Genomic DNA, 20387 nt, shown 5'->3' with positions numbered 1-20387 from the left:
GCACGGTGCCGTGGCGGTGCGAAGCGGGCCGATCACGCGTGGATCCCGCATTCGGTCTTGCCGCTGCCCGCCCACCGGCCGGCGCGGGCGTCCTCGCCGGGGGCGACCCGACGGGTGCACGGGGCGCAACCTATCGAGGCGTAGCCGTCCATCAGCAGCGGATTGGTCAGCACGCCGTGTTCGGCAACGTAGGCGTCCACGTCGTCCTGCGTCCAGCGGGCGATCGGCGCGACCTTCACCTTTCGCCGACGCGCGTCCCAGGAGACGACGGGGGTGTTCGCCCGGCTCGGCGAGTCGTCCCGACGCAGCCCGGTGGCCCACGCGCGGTAGTTCGCCAGCGAGTGTTCCAGGGGGGCCACCTTGCGCAGCGCGCAACACGCGTCGGGGTCACGATCGTGCAGCTTCGCGCCGTACTTCGCGTCCTGCTCGACCACGGTCAGCTCCGGGTGCACGGTGATCACGTTGACGTCGTAGACCGCCGCGACCGCGTCGCGCGTACCGATGGTCTCCGGGAAGTGGTAGCCGGTGTCCAGGAAGACCACGTCCACCCCGGGCGCCACCCGCGCCGCGAGGTGCGCGACCACCGCGTCCTCCATCGAGGACGTCACGCACCACGCGGGACCGAACCGCTCGTGCGTCCAGGCCAGGATCTCGCTCGCGCTCGCGTGCTCCAACTCGACGGCGGCCCGAACGGCGAGCGCCTCGAGGTCGGTGTGCTCGGTGACGGTCATCGGGCCTCCTCCTGGGGTATGGGGTCGTGCTTCGGGGCCTTCGCCGGGCGGTAATTTTCCGGGAGGGCGAGTCCGAGGAACTTCAGCGAGAACGCCCGCCGGCAGGCCGAGCACAACCAGGTGCCGTGTCCCTCCTCGTGCGGACGAAGGTCCTCGTCGCCGCAGAAGGGGCAGTAGAACGGCACGGCCCGTTGGCCCGGCTCGGCGCCGCCGGCGGCGCTCACGACAGGTCCGGGTCGGCCGCGCGCACGGCCCACTGAGCGAAGCGCTCGCCCTCGGTGCGCTGCTCCTCGAAGCGGCGCAACACACGCTCGACGTAGTCGGCCAACCCGGCCGAAGTCACCTTCAGGCCGCGGATCTTGCGCCCGAACCCGGGGTCGAGCCCGAGCCCGCCGCCCAGGTGCACCTGGTAGCCCTCGACCTGCTCGCCGTGCTCGTCCAGTACCAACTGGCCCTTGAGACCGATGTCGGCGACCTGGATCCGGGCGCACGCGTTCGGGCAGCCGTTGATGTTGATGGTGATCGGCTGCTCGAAGTTCGGCAGCCGCTGCTCCAGTTCGTCGATCAGCCGGCTGCCGCGGCCCTTGGTCTCCACGATCGCCAGCTTGCAGAACTCGATGCCGGTGCAGGCCATCGTGCCGCGCCGGAACGGGCTCGGGTCCACCCGCAGGCCGAGCGCCTCCAGGCCCTCCTTGAGCGAGGCGACCTTGTCCTCGGTGATGTCCAGGATGAGCATCTTCTGCTCGACCGTGGTGCGTACCCGGTCCGAGCCGTGCCGTTCGGCCAGGTCGGCGATCTTGCCGAGGGTGGCGCCGTCGACCCGGCCCACGCGCGGGGCGAAGCCGACATAGCAGCCGCCGCCCTTTTGCGGCCGCACGCCGACGTGGTCGCGCCACACCTGCGCGGGCGCGTCGGGGGCGGGGCCGTCGACCAGCTTGCGCTTCAGGTATTCGTTCTCCAACACCTCGCGGAAGCGCTCCGGACCCCAGTCGGCGACCAGGAACTTCAGCCGGGCGCGGGTGCGCAGCCGGCGGTAGCCGTAGTCGCGGAAGATCGAGATGACGCCTTCCCAGACCTCGGGCACCTCGGCGAGCGGCACCCAGGTGCCGAGCCGGACCGCGAGCTTGGGGTTGGTGGACAGGCCGCCGCCGACCCACACGTCGAAGCCGGGCCCGAACTCGGGGTGCACGACGCCGACGAAGGAGATGTCGTTGATCTCGTGCGCCACGTCGAGCAGCGGCGAGCCGGAGATCGCGGTCTTGAACTTGCGCGGCAGGTTGGAGTATTCGGGCTTGCCGATGTAGCGCCGGTTGATCTCGTCGATCGCCCAGGTGCCGTCGATGATCTCTTCCTCGGCGACGCCGGCCACCGGCGAGCCGAGCACCACGCGCGGGGTGTCGCCGCAAGCCTCCGTGGTGGACAGGCCGACGCCCTCCAGGATCCGCCAGATCTGTGGGACGTCCTCGATCCGGATCCAGTGGAACTGCACGTTCTGCCGGTCGGTGATGTCCGCGGTGCCGCGCGCGAACCGCTCGGAGACCTCGGCGATGGCGCGCAGTTGGGCCAGATTCAGCCGGCCGCCGTCCACCCGCACGCGCAGCATGAAGTATTCGTCGTCCAGCTCGTGCGGCTCGAGCACGCCGGTCTTGCCGCCGTCGATCCCGGGCTTGCGCTGGGTGTACAGACCCCACCAACGCATCCGCCCGCGCAGGTCGTTGGGGTCGATCGAGGCGAAGCCGCGATGGGCGTAGACATTCTCGATGCGCGCGCGCACATTGAGGCCGTCGTCGTCCTTCTTGAACTGCTCGTTCCCATTCAGCGGCTCGTGATGGCCGAGGGCCCACTGACCCTCGCCGCGGTGGCGGGCGGGCTTACGGGCGCGGGGACCGCTGCCGGCGGTGTCGGTGGTGGCGGCCATGGGGAGCGTCCTCCGGGCGAAAAGTGGGGGACGCACGGGGGGCATCCGGCCGCACCCTCGCCGGACCGGCCGGGAGAGTCGTGGTGCCGGTGCGACCGCGCGCCCGGCAGGCAGGTGCTACGGGCGGGTCGTCAAGCCGGCGAACAGACGGCGCTGGACATGCGTCCGAGGTCGACGTGGAGTCGACCTACGAGAGCAATACCGGCGCGAGACATGTCGCAAAGATTGACATGGTGCCGGAAAGCCGTCCATCGGTGTCCGGGATACGAACGGCCATCCCACATGTCGAACATGCTTGCCCACATTGTGAGATGAACTGATCTTCGCCGTCGACCGCGGCATGGATCGTCGTCGCGGTTGGTTACGGTACGGGTGGTCGGATTCCGTTCCCCCGGACGGAACGCGGCCCACGCACCACAGTGGACGAGGAGCTGATGGGTATGCCAGGCGAGGTTCTGGGCGCGCCTCCGCGCAGAACGCGCTCGGTCTGCGCCGCCCCCAGCCCCGAACCGCCGGAGCCTCGTCGCGAGGAAGCGGTCGAGACCCTGCGATACGCCGTCAACGGCTTCCTCTCCGCGATCCGCGCCGACCGCGCCGGCCCGGAGGGGCCGATCGACGTCGATGCCGACGGTACAAGGTATCGACTGCTCGCGGCGCTCGCCGACGAGTTGGACCTGGACAACGAGCGGTTGGCCCGGGTACTCGGGCTCACCGCGCCCGCCGTGCGCGACCTGCTCGCGGTACACGGGCGCGAGGGGCTGGTCGAGGCGGTGCGCGCCGGGCGTGGGCGGGGCGGCTCGGTGGCTCGGCTGACCCCGGCCGGACGGCGCGAGTTGTACCGGCTCGACGCGCTGTTCCGGGAGAGTTGGGAGAGCGCGTTCGCCGATCTGCCGGCCGAGGAACTGCGGACCGCCGCCCGGGTGCTCAGCCGGCTCTCCGGCGCGCTGATGTCGAGCCGCTGACCAGCGCGGACCGCCGGGCGAATCGGGTTGAAGCAGCACCCGAACGAGGACCGGAATCACCCGGACGGCGACTTGGCGAATGCCAGGCTCTCGGCCGGATACCTTAAAGGGGTGGCAGCGGACTACCAACAACGACCTCGCCTGCGAGGGGCCGGTCGCATCCGGTTGCGGAGCGCACTGTGGCGGATACTCCGCGAGACGGTGATCTCCTGCTTCAACCACCGGGTGACCGGCCTGGCCGCCGAGGCCGGCTTCTTCATGCTGCTGTCGCTGCCGCCGCTGCTGCTCGGCCTGGCCGGCACCGTCGGCTATCTGCACGGCATGATCGGCGGCAGCACCGTCAACGACCTCAAGGCGGACATCGTCAAGGCCGCCGCCTCGGTGCTCTCGGACAAGAGCACCGAGCAGGTGGTGGTCCCGCTCGTCAACGACGTCTTCGACTCCGGCCGCGCGGACATCATCTCGGCCGGCTTCCTGATCGCGCTGTGGTCCGGCTCGCGCGCGCTCAACGTCTACGTCGACACCATCACGATCATGTACGGCCTCTCCGGCAAGCGCGGCATCGTGCGCACCCGGTTGTTGTCCTTCACCCTCTACGTGGTCGGGCTGCTGCTCGGGATGTTCCTGATCCCGCTCCTGGTGGCCGGGCCCGAACTGGTGGTCAAGGCCTTCCCGCACTTCGCCGGGACGGTGCACATCCTGTACTGGCCGGTCCTGGTGGTGCTTTCGGTGTGCTTCCTGACCTCGCTCTACCACGTGTCGGTACCGGTGCGGACGCCGTGGCGCGAGGACATACCCGGCGCGCTGGTCGCGCTCCTGCTGTGCATCCTCGGCAGCTTCCTGCTGCGCGTCTACCTCGCCACCACCATCGACGGGCCCACCGTCTACGGCTCGCTCGCGGCGCCGGTCGCGGTCATGGTGTGGATGTACTTCGCGGCCATGGCCGTATTGATCGGCGCCGCCGTCAACGCCGCGATCGACCAGGTCTGGCCGAGCCAGGAGACCGCGCAGGCGCGCGCGGAGCGGGACAAGGAGAAGGCCGCCGAGGAGATCGCCGCGGCCATGGAGCACCTGCGCTCGGGTCGGCACCGCGGCAACCCCGGCGACTGGACGCCCGCGTCGGGCGAGCACGACCCGATGGAGGACACCGTCATCCACGGCGAACTCCCGGACATCGCCGAGCCGCCGTCCGAGTTCCCGGAGCGCTGGGCGATCCACGCGCGCGATGCCAAGCGCGGCGACACCGGGGCGGTCAACGGCCGGGCCAACGGCGCGCGTCGCACCGGCGAGACACCCGCTCGGATGCCGTCGCGTCCGCCGCGCCCACCGGGGCCGCCGCCCACCAACGGGCAACCGCCGAGCCTGCACATGCCGGCCGGCCAGGAGTTGCCGGGGCTGCCCCTCGACGACACCGCGTGGCCGCCGCGGCCGAGTCGGCCGGTGGCCGGCGAGCAGGAACACGCTCGACGCGACCGGCCGTGATGGCCTAACATTTCCGGGTGGTCCTGCGCGGGTCACATGAAGCCGGAGGGCGCGGCGCAGGCCGCATGGAAAAGGTGGGAGGTGGATGTCGTGACCACGACCTCGATGACGGTCGCCCGGATGGGCTGGACCTCATTCCCCCTCTCCACCTCTCGGATCCGCACCGCGTAGCCGCGCCACGTCGTTCGTCGTGACGGCGCGCAGGTCGGCGGATCCGCCCCTCGAAGGGCCACCGGCTTGTCTTCCCAGCAGCACCACGATTCCTCTTCTTCCTCCTTCTCTTCCTCGTCGTCGTCCGCCGACGTCCTGGCCGCCTATGGCTGGGACGCCGAGCGGGACGGCGAGTTCACCCCCTACCGCGGGCACGGCCTGGTGCCCGGGCGGATCGCCCGGGTGGATCGTTCGTTGTGCGAGGTGGTCACCGCCGACGGCACCGTGCGGGCCGCGCACGGCGGCGGCGAACTGCCCTGCACCGGCGACTGGGCCGCGCTGGAGTTTCCCGACGACGGGCGCGAGGCGTTCGTCGCGGCCCTGTTGACCCGGCGCACCGCGCTGGTGCGCTCGCAGGCGTCCGGGCGCTCGGCGGGCCAGGTGCTCGCGGTCAACGTCGATCTGATCGGCGCGGTCGTCCCGTTGGACGTCGCACCGGACCTGGGCCGCCTGGAGCGGCTGCTCACGCTCGCGTGGGAGAGCGGCGCCCGGCCGCTGGTCGTGCTCACCAAGGCCGACCTCGCGACCGACGCCGAGGAACTGCGCGCCGACGTCGAGGCGGTGGCGATGGGCGTGGACGTACTGGTGGTCAGTGCGCATACCGGCGCGGGCCTGGACGTACTCGACGCCTACACCGCCGGGCAAACCGTCGCGCTGATCGGCACCTCCGGCGCGGGCAAGTCGACCCTGACCAACGCGCTCGCGGGCGCCGAGGTGACCTCGGTTCAGGCGGTGCGCGGCGACGGCAAGGGCCGGCACACCACCACGTGGCGCGAACTGGTGGCGCTGCCCAACGGCGGCGTGCTCGTGGACACTCCGGGGATGCGCGGGGTCGGCATGTACGACGTCGGCGACGGCCTGGACCGCACCTTCGCGGACATCGACGCGCTCGTCGCCGACTGCCGGTTCACCGACTGCACGCACGACAGTGAGCCCGGCTGCGCGGTGCTCGCCGCGATCGAGGCGGGCGACCTGCCGCAGCGCCGCCTGGACAGCTACCGCAAGCTGCTGCGCGAGGCGAGGTGGATGGCCTCCCGCGAGGACCACCGACTGCGCGCCGAGCGCGCCCGCCAATGGAAGGTGCTGCACAAGGAGATGCGCCGCTCACCCTCACCCAAGAAGTGAGCGATCGGTCGCGGGCGCGCCTGCGCCGGTGCCGGCGCCTGCCGGCGGATGCGGGTGCGGGCGGGCGCGCCTGCGACCGGTGAGCCGGCGCTGATGCCCGGGCCTGCGGGTGGGTGCCGGCGCGTGCTCGCGGCCGGGCCCGCCTGCGGGTGCACGTGCGCCTGCGACCGTTCGGGCTCGTGCCTGCGGGGCGGTGCCTGCGTACGGGCGAGTGCCCGCGCCTGCGAGGGCCCGGGCTCGCCTGCGGGCGGGTGCCTGCGACCGGTTGGCCGTGCCTGCGGGTCGGTGCCTGCGCTTGCGCCTGCGGGCGGGTGCCTGCGACCGGTGTGCCCGGTGCCCGCGCCGGCGGGTGCCTGCGACCGTCCGGGCCCGCGGCCACGGCAGGGTGCCGGTCCCTCCGGTCGCAGGCGGGGGCCGGCGCTCGTGGGTCGTTCTCTCGCCTGCGACTGTCCGGACTCGCGTCTGCGGGTGGGTGGTTGCGCCTGCGACCTGCGCGGCCGGGCCTACGGGTGTCGTCTGCACCTGCGACCGGTGGGCTGCGCCTGCGGGCGGGTGGCTGTGCCGGTGACCGGTGGGCTGTGCCCGTGTTTGCGTGGCGGTCAGGGGCGGCGTCGGTTTGTGGGGTGGGTGGGTGGTACCGGGTCGTGGCCGCCGTGGCCCGGGCGGCAGCGGAGTAGGCGGCGGGTGGTCAGGTAGGTGCCGCGGATTGCGCCGTGTCGGTGCAGTGCCTTTTTGGCGTAGGTCGAGCAGGTCGGCGTGAAGGTGCAGCACGGTGGGGTCTGCGGGCTGATCTCGGTGCGGTAGCGGTCGACCGCGGCGCCGAGGCGTCCGGCGGGCGAACCGCCGCGCGGGCGGAGCAGGCCGGTCAGCGCGATTCGGGCGAGGCGCAGCGAGAACAGGCTGATCAGGCAGAGGTCGCAGCCGCTGCTGTGACCGCCGCCTCCGCCCAGGCAACATCCGTCGCCGCCGGAGGTGCGCCCGCTGCCGATGGAGCCGCCGGACCCACCGGATCCGCCGCTTCCGCCTCCGGGGATCAGGCCGCCGGCGTCGTGCTTGCCGCCGCTTGCGCTGCCGGACCAACTGCGTCCGCTGCCGCCCCCGTTGCCGGCCCCGCCGCCCGACCCGCTACCGGAGAACACGCCGCCGGCCGCGTCGCCGCTCGCGGCTGCTTCGGTGAGGGCCTCGCCTGCGACGTCGGCCAAACCGTCGCGGTGTTCGTTGCGGCGGCGGCGTTCTTCCTCTTCCTGCTCGAGCTCCTGCTCGAGTCGGCGACGTCCGTCGTCGCTCGGTGCCGGGTCGGGTGGTGGCAGCGTCATGGTGGTGCTCCCCCGTATTGCGGATCTATGTTCGGGGGAATCTATCGGGGGCTCGTTCCCGTACAGGAGGCAACCGCATGGCCAAGGCACCCGCGTTCGATCCGGCCGATCCGCTGGGCATCGACGATCTGCTGGAGCCCGAGGACAAGGCGATTCGGGAGAGCGTGCGCCGGTTCTGCGCCGATCACGTCACGCCGTACGTGGCCGACTGGTTCGAGCGCGGCGAGTTGCCGGCGGTGCGCGAGGTGGCCCGCGGGCTGGGTGGGATCGGGGTGCTCGGGATGACCCTGGAGGGTTATGGCTGTGCCGGGACCAGCGCCGTGCAGTACGGGCTGGCCTGTCTGGAACTGGAGGCGTGCGACTCGGGGTTGCGCTCGCTGGTGTCGGTGCAGGGGTCGCTGGCGATGTACGCCATCCATCGGTTCGGCAGCGAGGAACAGCGGCTGACCTGGCTGCCGCGGCTCGCCGCCGGCGAGGCGCTCGGCTGCTACGGCCTGACCGAGCCCGACCACGGCTCGGACCCCGCGTCCATGCGTACCCACGCCAAGCGGGACGGCGCCGACTGGGTGCTGAACGGCCGCAAGATGTGGATCACCAACGGCTCGGTGGCCGACGTCGCGGTGATCTGGGCGCGCGCCGACGAGGGGGTGCGCGGCTTCGTGGTGCCCACCGACACCCCCGGCTTCGCGGCGACGGACATCAAGCACAAGATGTCCCTGCGCGCGTCGATCACCAGCGAGTTGACCCTGGACGAGGTACGCCTGCCGGCCGACGCCGTGCTGCCCGACGTGGTGGGCATGCGCGGGCCGCTGACGTGTCTGAGCGAGGCCCGGTACGGCATCGTCTGGGGCTCGGTCGGCGCGGCGCGGGCCTGTTTCGAGGCCGCGCTCGACTATGCGAAGACGCGCGAGCAGTTCGGCCGGCCGATCGCCGGCTTCCAGTTGACCCAGGCCAAACTCACCGACATGGCGGTGGAGATCGGCAAGGCGCACCTGCTCGCCCTGCATCTGGGGCGGCGCAAGGACGCGGGTACGGTACGGCCGGAACAGATCAGCTTCGGCAAGCTCAACAACGTCCGCGAGGCGATCGAGATCGCCCGTACCGCGCGTACCATCCTGGGCGCGAACGGCATCTCGCTGGAATATCCGGTGATCCGACACATGAACAACCTGGAGTCGGTGCTGACCTACGAGGGCACCTCCGAGATGCACACGCTGGTGATCGGCAAGGCGCTGACCGGACTGGACGCCTTCCGCTGACTCGGCCACCGCGCGCGCGACTATGCCGGGGCCTGTTCGTGCACGACGATCCGGATGGTCTTGCCCGCGCCGTTGGCCAACACGTCGATCCGGCCGCCGAGTTCGGCCACCATCAACTTCACGATCATCAGCCCCCGTCCGTCCTCCGCGTCCGGTCCGGTCTCGAGCAGCGCGTGCGGGCGGAACGGGTGGCCGTCGGCGACCTCCAACCGGATCTCGGCGCCGTCGCGCGCGGCGGTGATCCGGATCCGCTCGGTGTGGATCGCAGCGTGCCGGACCGCGTTGGAGGTCAGTTCGGTGGCGACCAGGAGCAGCGTGTCCTCGAGCTCCCCGGCCACCCCCCAGCCGCGTAACAGGTCGCGCAGCCGGTGTCGGACCTCGGGGACGCCGGCGACCGTGGGCGCGATCGTCCAGCGTACGAACACCGGGCCGGACCGGTGTTCGGGGTCGGGGTCGGGGTCGTGGTGGTGCTCCGTCGAGCCGCGCGGCTCGTGTCGAGCGCGGGCCCGGGCCCGCCCGACGGCGGTCACGGATGACTCGACGAGCGATACGCGACCAGGACGATCGGCGGTCGGGGCGGTTGTGGTGCGCGTGCGGGGGAGGGCATCCCGGAGTCCTTCGCTTCGTTCACACTGCGGTTCGCCGAGTCGGCGCCGTGGTCGGTGAACGTCCCGGCCACGGCACCGGTCGGCGTTCGCAGTGTGCGACGACGCGTCCCGATTACGGTGCGGTTTTCCGGGTGTGATCCGTAATGCTTCGGTAGGTGACACTTCATCTCGACTTTGCGTCCGCTTAGGACCCGGTTCGGACCCCGAATCAGTCGCCGGTCGAGCGGCGCAGTCGTTTGATCTCACCACGATGGTGCTTGTTGCGCAGCCGCCGCTCGCGCATCCCCCGCGTGGGCTTGGTGGGTCGTCGGGGCGGCGGGGGCGGTGCGGTCGCCTCGACCAGGATGTCGGCCAGTCGGCGGGCCGCGCTCTGCCGGTTCATCAGCTGGGAGCGCTGTTCGGAGGAGGCCACGGTGAGCACGCCGTCGACCAGACGCCCCTCCAGTCGGCGCAGCGCGCGTTCCTTGAGCACGTCGGGCAACACCGTGCTGGCGCCCAGGTCGAAGGACACCTCGGCGCGGCTGTCCGTGGTGTTCACCGACTGCCCGCCGGGTCCGGAGGAACGGGAGAACCGCCACGACAGCTCGGCGGCGGGTATCAGCACGCCGCGAATGTCGAGATCTGTCGTCATACGCACATGATCCCGCGTCGGACCGGCCCGGGTCGACCCGGTTTTCGAGGGTCTTGCCGGATGCTTTCCCGGCGCCGGGCGGCGAGGATCGTGGGATGAGTGCCGACATGAACACGGAAGAGACCCACACCCACGGTTCCTGGCCCTCGCCGATCACGGCCGAGCGGCTCGTGGAGGGGGCCGCCAGTCCCGGCGGGATCCGGGCCGACGGGGACGAGGTGTGGTGGTCGGAGGCCCGGCCGGCGGAGGGCGGGCGGATCCAACTGGTCCGGCTGCGGCCGGGCGGCCCGCCGCAGGACGTGCTGCCCGAGGGCTTCTCGGCGCGCACCCGGGTGCACGAGTACGGCGGGGCCGCCTGGACGGTGCGGGCCGGCGTATTGGTGTTCGCGAACTGGACGGATCAGCGGCTGTATCGGCTCGCCCCCGACGACCCGGCGCCGGTCGCGATCAGCGCCGAGCCGCAGGTCGAGGCGGGCCTGCGCTACGCCGACGCGACGATCGTGCCGGCCGGGCAGTGGGGGGCGGGGCAGTGGCTGGTCGCGGTGCGCGAGAGCCATGAGCCGGCCGCGGTCAAGGCGCACGGGGAGGCGGTCAACGAGATCGTCGCGCTGCCCCTGGACGGGTCGGGCGACGAGGTGGTCCTGGTCACCGGGCCGGACTTCGTCTCCTCGCCGCGCCCCGCCGCGGACGGCTCGGCGCTGGCCTGGACCCAGTGGTCGCACCCGGACATGCCGTGGGACGCGGCCGAGTTGATGGTCGCCGCGATCGAGGCGGGGCCGCGCCCGACCGGCGCGCAGGCGGTCGCGGGCGGCGGGCGCGAGTCGGTGGTCCAGCCCGAGTGGGGGCCCGACGGCGCGCTGTGGTTCGGCTCGGACCGCACCGGGTGGTGGAACCTGTACCGGGTCGGCGCGGGTGGCCAGGTGGAGGCGGTCGCGCCGATCGAGGCGGAGATCGGCGGCCCGCAGTGGGTCTTCGGCGAGCGCTTCTACACCTTCCTCGACGACGGCCGGATCGCCTGCTCGGTCAACACCGGCGGCTTCATCCACCTGGGCATCGTCGATCCGACCCGCCCCGAGCAGCCGCCGGCCCGGGTGGAGACCGGGCTGACCTGGCTGTCCGGACCGGCCGCGGTGCCCGGTGGGGTGCTGCTGATCGGCGGTGGGCCGGACGACGAGGACGCGCCGCGTCGGGTCCGCCTGGCGCCCGCCGGCGCGACCGCGTTGCAGATCGAACGGCTGCGCCCGGCACGGGACTTCGGCTTCGACGAGCGGTGGTTCAGCCCGCCGCGGGCGATCGAGTTCGAGTCCGCGGCCGGTCGTACCGCGCATGCGCTGCTGTATCTGCCCAGGAACCCGGACGTATGCGCCCCCGAGGGCGAGTTGCCGCCGCTGATCGTGTCCATTCACGGCGGGCCGACCGCACAGGCACCGGCGGTGCTCAGCCTGCGGACCCAATACTGGACCAGCCGGGGCTTCGCGGTCGCCGACGTCAACTACGGCGGCAGCACCGGTTACGGCCGGGAGTACCGCAACCTGCTCTACGACTCGTGGGGCATCGTCGACGTCGAGGACTGCACGGCGGTGGCCCGGCACCTGGCCGACACCGGTGTGGTGGACGGCACCAAGCTGGCGATCCGCGGCGGTTCGGCGGGCGGGTACACCACCCTGGCCGCGCTGGTGGGCAACGACGTGTTCACCGCCGGCGCCAGCCACTACGGCGTCGCCGACATCGCCGCGCTCGCGCAACACACGCACAAGTTCGAATCCCGCTACCTGGACCGCCTGGTCGGCCCCTACCCCGAGGCCGAGGCGGTCTACCGGGCCAGGTCGCCGATCAACCACACCGAGCACCTGTCCAGCCCGCTCGCGGTCTTCCAGGGCCTGGAGGACGAGGTGGTCCCGCCGGCCCAGGCCGAGCTGCTCGTGGCGGCCCTGAAGGAGAAGCAACTCCCGTACGTCTACCTGACCTTCGAGGGCGAGCAACACGGCTTCCGACGCGCGGAGAACATCATCCGCGCATTGGAGGCCGAACTCTGGTTCTACGGAAAGGTCTTCACCTTCACCCCGGCCGACCCCATCGAAACCCCACCGGGCGGGGGCTTCTGACCCCTATCCGAAGCGTCCGACCCGCGGCGTCCCGCCCGAAAGCTTCGGGAGGGGCGCCGCGTCGTCGTGTCGCGCGCCGGGCGGTCTTCGGCGATGCGGAGTGGGTCGATACCCTCTGTTCGCCGACTCGCCGATGAGAACCGGATCCTCGGGCTCGGCGGGCGACCGCCCGACAGGTTTCGGGCGGTTCACCACGGATAGCGTCGGCTCGAATCCGGTCGGTCGCGCGACCGGCGACAACCCATCCTCGAGAAAGCCGATCATGACGACCTTGCCCGAAGCGCCGTCCGTCGAAAAGCCCTCATCGGCTCCTTCGGCTCACGAGTCCCGGCCCGACTCCGAGGCCCCGGTTGCCGCTGCCCGCCACGCCGGTCGCACCCGCTTGTACGCGCTCGACGTGCTTCGGTTGTTCGCCGCCCTGGCCGTACTCTCGTTCCACTGGACCGCGGATGCCGGCGTTCCGCAGATTTGGGACGGCCGAACCCCGCAGCACCTCATTCCGAACATTGCCCGGGTCACCCAGTTCGGCTGGCTCGGTGTGGAACTGTTCTTCATCATCAGCGGCTTTGTGATCTGCATGAGTTCCTGGGGGCGGCACGCCGGCGACTTCGTGGTCTCCCGGGTAGTGCGTCTGTACCCGGCGTTCTGGGCGGCCATCCTGCTCACCGCCACGGTGTTGCACTTCGCCCCGCGGCTGGGCCGGCCGGCGGCGCGCGACGGTATCGACCTCAGGACCGTGCTGGTGAATCTCACCATGTTCGAGGGCAGGCTCGGCGTCAAGGACGTGGACGGCGTCTATTGGACGTTGTGGCTGGAACTGCAGTTCTATCTGTTGTTCGCGATCGTGGTGGCGATGGGGCTGACCTACCGCCGAGTGCTCGCCTTCTGCGGAATCTGGTTGGTCGTGGCGATGCTTGCGAGCGGCAGCGGGGCTCCGATCGTGGAAGAGCTCGCCATGATGCGTCAGGCACCGTACTTCGTCGCAGGAGTAACGATTTATCTGATGCATCGCTTCGGGCCGAATCTGTTGTTGTGGGCCATGGTCGGCTTTACCTGGCTGATGGCGATGGCCGACGTGCCCGGCCTGAAGAAGGTCTACGACGACGCGGTCGGACACCCGATGTCGACGGCGGCGGTGTCGGTGGCCATCACCCTGGCCTACGCGGTGGTCATCGCGGTGGCGCTGGGGTGCTTCGACTGGGTCCGCTGGAAGGGCCTGGCGGTGTTCGGGGCGCTGACCTACCCCCTCTACCTGATTCATCAGGAAGCCGGCTGGACGCTGATCCACTGGTTGCGTGACCGAGGGCTGGGGGACCGCACGGCCATCGGTGTGGCCCTGGTTGCCGCGCTGACCGTGGCGTGGTTGTTGCATCGTCTGGTCGAGCGTCCACTCGGTCGGATCATGAAGCGGGGCTTCGACAAGTCCCTCAAGAGCATGCGCGAGGCGTCCGATCCGATTCCGCGTTGAAGCCTGTTGCGGACGCCCGGCGGGTGGGCGTCCGCAACAGGCTTCAGGGTCCGCCTCGTTCACCCGCTCACGGGACGTCGGTGAGCGTGAGGGTTTGGATACGTCGCGTTGACATACCTCGATTCGCGGGGAAACACGTGGGGGTCAGGCTTCGACGGCAACGGGACGGTGGGGCCGATGGTCGAGGGCCGGGCGAGTCGGCTGTGTCGTTCGAGGGCGTCATACCGGACGTCGAGGTCGATCTCGGGATGTTCTCGGTGTGTGGGTGGCGGGAGGGTGGTCGTGGTGTCGGTCGGAAGTTTGTCGATGGGGCCAGGTTATTTTCTGTTCTGATTGCGCCCGCTTGCTTATTGACGGAGGGTCAGGGAAAGCTGACTTACCGTCAGGATGTAGAACTGTGACTGCGGTGACCGGCCAGGACCGACATCGACACGTTACGACCAGTAATGGGGTGGTACTCATGGGTGCTGGACTTCTGCTCCTCGGCGACTCCCGGCTGCCGGCCGGCGGTTACGCCCACTCGGGCGGTCTGGAGAGCGCCGTGTTGCGCGGCGAGGTGCACGACCTCGACACGCTCACCGAGTTCCTGCTCGGCAAGCTGTACTCCACCGGCGCGGTACAGGCGGCGTTCGCCGCCGTCGCGGCGCTGACCGCGGGTCCGTACACGCTGCCCGAACACGGGCCGTGGGCCGAACTGGACGCCGAACTCGACGCCAGGACCGCGTCCGCGCCCGCGCGGGCCGCCTCGCGGGCCCAGGGCCGGTCGTTGCGCCGGGTGGTCAAGGCGGCCTGGCCGACCGAGCCGTGGGCCGCGCTCGGGGTGTCCCCGCACCACGCGATCGTGCTCGGCGCGGCGGCCACGCGGGCGCGGTTGGACGCGCGCGAAGCCGGCGTGCTGGCCGCCACCAATGTGGTCAACGGTCCCGCGTCGGCGGCGGTGAAACTGCTCTCCCTCGACCCGATCTCGGTGACCGTGGTGCTCGCCGAGATGGCCGGGCACTGCGATCAGGTGGCCGAGGAGGCCGCCGACGCGGCCCGCACCGTGTGCGCCGACGGCGACTGGGACCGGCTGCCGTGCTGGTCCTCGGCGGGCCTGGACGTGTGCGCCGAACTGCGCGTCCACGAGGACGTCGTCCACTTCGCGTCTTGACCACGCCCCGGCGACGGTGGTGCGGGTTCGCGTGGCGGTGGTGGGGTGGCGGGGAACTGCCGTGGTTCGCACCGGAGTCGCGCACGGCCGCTCGGTGTCGACCGCGCCGCGCGGGTGTGTGCCGTTGGTGCCGCGTGAGATGTCCGTGCCGGGCTGCCGCCGCGGTGGTCCTGACCGGTGACGGTACGTCGGCCCGGCAGTGGGTGGATCCGCCGATCGCCGAGGGTGGTGCGCTCGACCGGTTACCGGGGTCGGTCGTGGTTGTTGCGCGGGCCACTTTCCATACCGCCGTGCGTGGGCCGAACCGGCGTCGGGCGCACGGCTGTTCGCCCGGGAGATGCTGGGCCTGGGGTGCGCCGGCAAACCCTGTGGCGACAATGGCGACCCGCTGGGACGTACCGGTGGCCGGCGCGCGGTGCTGCGCCGGCGGAGCGGATCCGGGCCCGCGGCGCCCCGTGCGGTGGCGGGTCAGGTTTCCAGGGCGATCAGTTCCGAACCGGCCGTGCCCAGCAGCAGGACGCCGCCCGCGCCGCCCGCCGGAGCCGCGGTCAGGTAGGTCGGGAGGGGGTGGGTCCAGCGGCGTCTGCCGGTGAGCGGGTCGAAGGCGTGCAAGACGTCGGTGCCGCCCGCGTACGCCGTACCGCCCACCAGTGCCACCGGACTGGGCACCCGCGCGCCGGTGGTCTGCCGCCAACGCTCCGCGCCGGTTTGCGCGTCGAGCGCGTACAACGTGCCGACATCGGTCGTGTAGACGAGGTTCTCCGCCACCACCGGCGCGGTCATGTCCGGGGTGCCCTGGAAGCGCCAGCGGATCTCGCCGTTCGCGATGTTCAGCGCGACCAGGGTGAACCCGGTGACCACGTAGACCAGATCGCGGATCACGCGTGGGGGACGGGTGATCGGTCCGGTGAGGTGGATGCTCCAGTTCGGCAGCGGCAGATTCTCCCGGATCGCGCTCACCGTGCCGTCGTTGTAGGTCAGGTAGAGGAAGTCGCCACCGGTCGCCACCGGAGCCGGCATCACCCCGCCGTGCGCCACCGAATCGGTCCACTGCCAGCGATGCGCGCCCTGTGCCATGTCGATGCCCACGACCCGGTTGTCCCGGGTGCCGACCACCAGGGACGAGCCGTAGAGCACCGGCGCGCCGAGGATCTGATCGCCGGCGTACTGCTGCCACTGGCGTTCGCCGCTGCCCGGGTCGAGCGCGCTGATCTGCCCGGCCACACAGGCCACGAACACGGCGGTCCCGGAGACCACGGGATCGGCCCACACCATCGATTCGGTGCGCGCGGTCCACAACGCGACGCCGGTCTCCGTACCGAGCGCCATCACCACGTTGTCCGTGGTCGTGCAGTAGGCGACGTTGTCGAACACCTGAAGGGTGGTCACCCGCCCGTCCACCGCGCGCCGCCACCGGGTCTTCGGCCGGCGCGGCCCGTCGTCGACGAGCCGGGCGAACGCGACCCCGGCCGAGGTCACGGTCGCCGCGGCCAGCGCCAGGCCGCCCGCGACGAACAGCCGCCGTCGGGTCGGCCCGCGTCCGGTCGGCGGGTCCTGCGCGCGGGCCTCTTGCGGTGTGTCGGCGGGCTCGTCGACCAGGGCGGGCGGCGGGACCAACACGGCGGGCCGGGGGGTGAGTACCCGGTCCAGGTCCGCCGCCGTCGGCCGCCGGCCGGGATCGGGGTCGAGGCAACGGCGCAGCAGCGGGTCCAGTTCGGCGGACGCGGTGCCGCCGCCGGCGAGGGTGATCAGCACGGCGAACGCGTACACGTCCGCCGAGGGATCGCCGCCGCCGTCCGCGTCGGAGCGGCCCGCGAAGCCGATCACCCGGGGGCCGTACGGGGTGAGCAGCACCTGGTCCGGACCCAGCCGCCCGTGCACGAGACCGATCGCGTGCACCCGGGCCAAGGCGTCCGCGATCCCCGCCGCGACCTCGCGCAGCGGCCCCGCCGCGAGCGGGCCGTCGTGGTCGAGCACCTCACCGAGCGTCCGCACCCCGGGCATCGCCCACGCCCCTCCGGGACCTGTCGACGTGCTTGCCGGAGAGCAGAGTAGGGCCTGCGCGGTGGCACGGGTAGAGCCCGGAAAAACGATCCGGAAACGGTTCTTCGACACGACACGACACGACGCGGACGCCTGGCCGCCCGAGGCGGCAGGGGCGAAAGGGGCGGAGGGCCGCCGTGGAACGGGCAACGAACCCGGCGACGGAACCCGGCAACGAAACCGGGCAACGGAAACAGGCGACGGAACCGGGCAAAAGAAAAGGAGGCGCCCGGCCAAAGGCGCCTCCTTCGCGAACCGCACAGCGTTTCGCGAGCAGGACGATCATAACCCGCCCGCGAGCCGCCCTCCGCCGGGCCCGACCACCGACCGCTCCTCGGCCTCGAGCCGCCGCCGGCGAGTCGTCGCCGTTGCGTGTCGAGCCGATCCCCCGTCGATGTCCCGCGCGTCGATGTGGTCTGATCAGTGGGCAATCGCACGTGGAGGTCAGCACCATGCCCGGCCGGGTCGAGAACGTTGCCCATGACATCGCGGACACGACCCTGTCGGGTCTGCTCGCCCGCCCCGCGCCCGGCGTGCCCGTTCGCGGCCTGCTGCTCGCGATCCACGGCGGCGGTTCGCGCGCGGCCTACTGGCATCGCGACAGTGCCGCCGAGGACTCACTCCTGCTGCTCGGCGCGGCGCTCGGCTGGACCGTGCTGGCGATCGACCGACCCGGCTACGGGGCATCCGCGGGACTGGCCCGGGAGCGGCAGGGGTTGGCCGCGCAGGCGGACACGTTGTTCGCGCTGCTCGACGCGCAGGCCGACCTGTCGGGCGACCCGTCCGAGGGATCCGGCCGGCCGCCGGTGTTCGTCGCGGCGCACTCGATGGGCGCGATCCTGGCGCTGCGGATGGCCGCCGACAAGCGTGGCCGGGACCTGCTGGGGCTCGCGGTCGGCGGCGTGCCGCTGCGGTACACCGCGGACCGGCTCGCCGAGTTCGCCGCCGTCCCCACCGACGGCGACTTCGTGCCCTCGACCGGCGGCGCCGCCCCGGACACCTTCTTCGGGCCGCCCGGATCCTACGATCCGGCGCTGCTCACCCGGGCGGGACGGGTGGTCGCGCCGGTGCCGATGGCCGAGTTCGTCGACGTACGGGAGAGCCCGCGGACCCTGCCGGGGGTGCTCGCGCGGGTGTCGGCGCCGGTGCACTGGACCGTCGCCGAGTTCGAACGCTCCCATCCGGCCGGGCCGGAAATCCTGGCCGAGGTCCCGGAGTTGCTCGCCGGGGCGGCTCGGGTGGAGACGCACACGCAGCGCGGCGTCGGCCACAACATCAGCCTGCACCACGCCGCGCGCGCCTATCACCTGCGCATCCTCTCCTTCGCCGAGGAGTGCCTGATCGGCCAGGGGCCGTAGCCGCGCCTCAGGACCCGGTCGGCCACGGTCGGTCGGGCAGGGTGAACCACACCACCTTGCCGGGCGGGAGCCGGTCGGCGCCCCAGCCGTGCGCCAGGCCGTCGATCATCCGCAACCCCCGGCCCGACTCCTCGTCCCAGTCGCCGATCCGGGCGATCGGCATCCGCGGCGACGAGTCGCGCACCTCCACCCGCAGCAGCGCCCCGTCGTGCAGCAGGGTCAGCGCGTGCCAGGCCCCGGGCCCGACGTGCACGAGGACGTTGGTCAGCAATTCGGTCAGCAACACCTCGGCCACGTCCACCAGTTCGGCCAGTCCCCAGTCGTGCAGGACCTTGCCGGTGGTGCGGCGGGCCCGGCCCACCGCGGGCGCCGAGGCGGCGAGCTGAACGCAATAGTGACGGACGTCCTCCGCCATCACCGGCATGTCGACCTCCGGACGTGCGGCAGGGGGTCGCCCGGACCCGGGTATGCACCCAGAGCGACCCGTGGACAACATTAAGTCATGCCCGGCATGGAGCGTGCCCGGTCGACAACGAGTGTGCAACTCCCACTCTTGGATCGTCGGGAAGTTTTCGGTAGTCGCCACACTTCCACCCGCAGTAGGGCACACTGTCCCCCGATCGGACGCGCCGACGTTCCGGTTCGGTGCGTGAACAGCGTGTAAGTGGAGGTGCGGCGTGGCCATGGCGCCCAATCCGACCGTTCGCCAGCGCAGGCTCGGGGCCGAGCTGCGCCGGCTGCGCGAAGTACGCGGCCTGAGTCTCGAGGACGTCGCCGTACGCCTGGAGTGCTCGGATTCCAAGGTCAGTCGGATCGAATTGGGGCGCAGCGGAGTGCGGCCGGTGGATCTGCGCATTCTCCTGGACCTCTACCAGGTCGCGGACGAACGTGAGCGCGACTCGCTGCTCACGCTGGCCCGCGAGGCCAAGAAGCGCGGCTGGTGGCACAGCTATTCGTCGATCCTGCCCAGCTCCTACGCCGAACTGCTCAGCCTGGAGGCCGAGTCCTCCGGGATGCGCGGATTCGAACTCTCGCTCATTCCGGGCCTGTTGCAGACGCCGGACTACGTCCGCGCGGTGATCGCGGCGGTCCGCGAGGACATGCCGCCGGACCAGGTGGACATGCTGGTGCGGGTGCGTCAGGAGCGGCAGGAGGTGCTGGACCGGGTCGGCTCGCAGGGCGAGTACACGTTTCGGCTCAGCGTGGTGATCTCGGAGTCGGTGCTGCGCACCGTGGTCGGTGGCCGCGAGACGATGCGGGCCCAGTTGGAACATTTGATGGCCGCTTCGGCCCGACCGCATGTGCGAATTCAGATTCTTCCGTTCTCCGCGGGCGCACACCCCGCGATCGAGGGTTCATTCGCGATCATCGGATTCCCCGCGCTTTCCGATCTGGATGTGGTCGTCCTCGACACGCATACGAGTAGCCTCTATCTGGAGGAACCCGAACACGTCAGTGTCTATGAGCGCATGTTTGAGGACATCCGCGCGTCGGCGCTGTCCTACGGGGAATCCTTGTCCATGATCGAGCTCACAGCAAAGGAATTGTCTTGAGCAACGCAAAGCAGGGTTCGAGTTTCCCATTCGATTCCCGGAGTATCACTGCGGATTCCCACTTCGACGGGAAAGTCGCAGGTCAGGGCGCCGGAACTGGTTACGCTTGGCGGCGGAGCACCTACAGTGGTGCGACCAGCAATTGCGTCGAGACCGCTCCCGTCGCGAGTGCGGTTCTGGTTCGCGACTCGAAGGTCGCGGCCGGTCCCGTGCTCGCTCTGGAAGCCGGTGCGTGGCAGACCTTTATCGGTGACATCGGCGCCTGAACCGGGTTCGGCGCCGATACCGAACGGTTGATTGTTCGTGTTCCTCACTCCCACGGGTGGGAATTAATCCCACGAAAGAGTGAATTCTCCAGATGATCGTCCCGGGTTCCCGTGCCCCGGGGCGCTCCCAAGACGCAACTCTCCGTCGCCGAGCCCTCACCACATCCCGTGTCCGACCGTCCGGCCCGCTCCGGCGGCGCGC

18 protein-coding genes are annotated in these 20387 nt (G+C 71.2%); 10 read left to right on the top strand and 8 right to left on the bottom strand.

Translation table 11 applies throughout. The features are described 5' to 3' along the window. Positions 1–32: 32 nt before the first annotated feature. The 3 genes from ABIA38_RS41205 to ABIA38_RS41195 are packed head-to-tail and all read right to left on the bottom strand — an operon-like array spanning position 33 to position 2649. Entirely contained in the window at positions 33–731 is a 699-nt protein-coding gene (locus tag ABIA38_RS41205; RefSeq protein WP_424644128.1) for a phosphoadenylyl-sulfate reductase, read from the bottom strand. Next, positions 728–955 (bottom strand): hypothetical protein, encoded by a 228-nt coding sequence (locus ABIA38_RS41200; protein ID WP_424644127.1) that lies wholly within the window; start codon positions 953–955, stop codon positions 728–730. The genes ABIA38_RS41205 and ABIA38_RS41200 overlap by 4 nt, the downstream gene beginning before the upstream one ends. After that, on the bottom strand, positions 952–2649 hold the full coding sequence (locus tag ABIA38_RS41195; RefSeq protein WP_424644126.1) for a nitrite/sulfite reductase: 1698 nt from the start codon (positions 2647–2649) through the stop codon (positions 952–954). The genes ABIA38_RS41200 and ABIA38_RS41195 overlap by 4 nt, the downstream gene beginning before the upstream one ends. Positions 2650–3089: 440 nt before the next feature. Between ABIA38_RS41195 and ABIA38_RS41190 the strand changes: the two genes are divergently transcribed. The 3 genes from ABIA38_RS41190 to rsgA all read left to right on the top strand — a co-directional run bounded on the left by ABIA38_RS41190 (position 3090) and on the right by rsgA (position 6428). After that, positions 3090–3611, top strand: coding sequence for a MarR family winged helix-turn-helix transcriptional regulator (locus ABIA38_RS41190; protein WP_424644125.1), 522 nt, complete (start codon positions 3090–3092; stop codon positions 3609–3611). Between the two features lie 111 nt (positions 3612–3722). After that, on the top strand, positions 3723–5093 hold the full coding sequence (locus tag ABIA38_RS41185) for a YihY/virulence factor BrkB family protein (protein WP_424644124.1): 1371 nt from the start codon (positions 3723–3725) through the stop codon (positions 5091–5093). Between the two features lie 237 nt (positions 5094–5330). Beyond that, positions 5331–6428, top strand: a complete 1098-nt coding sequence (gene rsgA / locus ABIA38_RS41180; protein ID WP_424644123.1) for a ribosome small subunit-dependent GTPase A — start codon at positions 5331–5333, stop codon at positions 6426–6428. Between the two features lie 599 nt (positions 6429–7027). On the opposite strand, the gene yidD is transcribed toward rsgA, so the two are convergent. Next, on the bottom strand, positions 7028–7744 hold the full coding sequence (gene yidD, locus ABIA38_RS41175; protein ID WP_424644122.1) for a membrane protein insertion efficiency factor YidD: 717 nt from the start codon (positions 7742–7744) through the stop codon (positions 7028–7030). 77 nt (positions 7745–7821) lie between these two features. Between yidD and ABIA38_RS41170 the strand changes: the two genes are divergently transcribed. Next, positions 7822–9003, top strand: coding sequence for an acyl-CoA dehydrogenase family protein (locus tag ABIA38_RS41170; RefSeq protein WP_424644121.1), 1182 nt, complete (start codon positions 7822–7824; stop codon positions 9001–9003). A gap of 20 nt (positions 9004–9023) precedes the next feature. Here ABIA38_RS41170 and ABIA38_RS41165 read toward each other — a convergent pair whose 3' ends face one another. Both ABIA38_RS41165 and arfB read right to left on the bottom strand, forming a co-directional pair. Further along, a complete protein-coding gene (locus tag ABIA38_RS41165) occupies positions 9024–9533 on the bottom strand; it encodes an ATP-binding protein (RefSeq protein ID WP_424644120.1) in 510 nt (169 codons plus the stop codon). 286 nt (positions 9534–9819) lie between these two features. Continuing rightward, positions 9820–10242: an alternative ribosome rescue aminoacyl-tRNA hydrolase ArfB gene (gene arfB, locus ABIA38_RS41160; RefSeq protein WP_424644119.1), complete on the bottom strand. Its 423-nt coding sequence runs from the start codon at positions 10240–10242 to the stop codon at positions 9820–9822. A gap of 95 nt (positions 10243–10337) precedes the next feature. On the opposite strand from arfB, the gene ABIA38_RS41155 reads away from it, so the two are divergent. The 3 genes from ABIA38_RS41155 (at position 10338) to ABIA38_RS41145 (ending at position 14965) form a co-directional block, all read left to right on the top strand. Further along, the gene (locus tag ABIA38_RS41155) at positions 10338–12347 is read left to right on the top strand and encodes a prolyl oligopeptidase family serine peptidase (protein ID WP_424644118.1); all 2010 of its coding nucleotides are present in this window, start codon (positions 10338–10340) and stop codon (positions 12345–12347) included. Positions 12348–12480: 133 nt separating this feature from the next. After that, a complete protein-coding gene (locus ABIA38_RS41150) occupies positions 12481–13815 on the top strand; it encodes an acyltransferase family protein (protein WP_424644117.1) in 1335 nt (444 codons plus the stop codon). A gap of 460 nt (positions 13816–14275) precedes the next feature. Then, on the top strand, positions 14276–14965 hold the full coding sequence (locus tag ABIA38_RS41145) for an urease accessory protein UreF (RefSeq protein ID WP_424644116.1): 690 nt from the start codon (positions 14276–14278) through the stop codon (positions 14963–14965). 468 nt (positions 14966–15433) lie between these two features. Here the strand turns inward: ABIA38_RS41145 and ABIA38_RS41140 are convergent, their stop codons facing one another. Then, entirely contained in the window at positions 15434–16969 is a 1536-nt protein-coding gene (locus ABIA38_RS41140; protein WP_424644115.1) for a PQQ-binding-like beta-propeller repeat protein, read from the bottom strand. Between the two features lie 491 nt (positions 16970–17460). Here ABIA38_RS41140 and ABIA38_RS41135 point away from each other — a divergent pair, with 491 nt between their 5' ends. Beyond that, the gene (locus tag ABIA38_RS41135) at positions 17461–18366 is read left to right on the top strand and encodes an alpha/beta hydrolase (protein ID WP_424644114.1); all 906 of its coding nucleotides are present in this window, start codon (positions 17461–17463) and stop codon (positions 18364–18366) included. Between the two features lie 7 nt (positions 18367–18373). Here ABIA38_RS41135 and ABIA38_RS41130 read toward each other — a convergent pair whose 3' ends face one another. After that, on the bottom strand, positions 18374–18790 hold the full coding sequence (locus tag ABIA38_RS41130) for an ATP-binding protein (protein ID WP_424644113.1): 417 nt from the start codon (positions 18788–18790) through the stop codon (positions 18374–18376). Positions 18791–19049: 259 nt separating this feature from the next. Here ABIA38_RS41130 and ABIA38_RS41125 point away from each other — a divergent pair, with 259 nt between their 5' ends. Both ABIA38_RS41125 and ABIA38_RS41120 read left to right on the top strand, forming a co-directional pair. Continuing rightward, entirely contained in the window at positions 19050–19919 is an 870-nt protein-coding gene (locus ABIA38_RS41125; RefSeq protein WP_424644112.1) for a helix-turn-helix domain-containing protein, read from the top strand. Next, entirely contained in the window at positions 19916–20185 is a 270-nt protein-coding gene (locus ABIA38_RS41120; RefSeq protein ID WP_424644111.1) for a DUF397 domain-containing protein, read from the top strand. Before ABIA38_RS41125 ends, ABIA38_RS41120 begins: the two co-directional genes overlap by 4 nt. Positions 20186–20387: the final 202 nt, after the last annotated feature.

Source organism: Embleya sp. AB8 (assembly GCF_049739465.1).
GTDB lineage: Bacteria > Actinomycetota > Actinomycetes > Streptomycetales > Streptomycetaceae > Embleya.
Note: the sequence above shows the minus strand (reverse complement) of the source record. Positions and strands in the feature narration are given on the sequence as shown.